This is a genomic window from Salipiger sp. D13 (assembly GCF_003703915.1).
GTDB lineage: Bacteria > Pseudomonadota > Alphaproteobacteria > Rhodobacterales > Rhodobacteraceae > Salipiger > Salipiger profundus.
Genome location: NZ_RAPJ01000107.1, coordinates 1 through 620, shown reverse-complemented (window position 1 = coordinate 620; position 620 = coordinate 1). Strand labels below are relative to the sequence as shown.

Below are 620 nucleotides of genomic sequence, written 5' to 3'. Positions count from 1 at the left end.
TCCCTGTCGCCCTCCCGGTTGAGCCGGTAGAGCCCCGTCGGGAACCAAAGGATCACCGACGCGATCTGCGTCACGCTGGCGGTGGTGCGCACCACCGGGGTCTCGATCGCCGCGCCCGAGGTCACCTCGCCGGTGTCGTCGCGCGGCAGTGGGCGGACCAGCTCGACGCTCTCGGCGTCCTCGATCACCTGCCGGGGATAGAGCGAGACCGGGTCGTCGCCGGCGACGCCCTCTCGGTGCTCGATCTCCACCTCGTCGTAGTCGTCGATCGAGGTCTCGCCGATCCGCAGGTCGGAGATCTTCAGCCGCCCGTAGCCCCAGACGAAGAGCGCCACGACGAACTGCTCGTCGCCGATGATCTGGGTGTAGGAGCGCGCGGCGAAGGGCGGCGCGTAGCGATGGCGGCCGAGCGGCCAGGGCACCGGCTCGTCGGGGCGCAGCTCGTTGGTCCAGCCGCTGAGCGTGTAGCGGTTCTTGCGCTCCTTCTCATCGGGCGTGACCGGCGGAATGAGGCTGCCCACCAGCGCCGCGCCGAGGAAGTTGAGGCCGAGCCCCACGAGGCTCAGCTGGGTGGCGGAATAGCCGGCGCCGAAGAGCGCGGTGGCGACGGTGGGCGCCAG

At 70.8% G+C, this 620-nt stretch carries 1 pseudogene; it reads right to left on the bottom strand.

Annotation, left to right across the window (positions count from 1 at the left end):
* Positions 1–620: pseudogene (locus tag D6860_RS25440) on the bottom strand (phage tail protein); the annotation flags it as partial.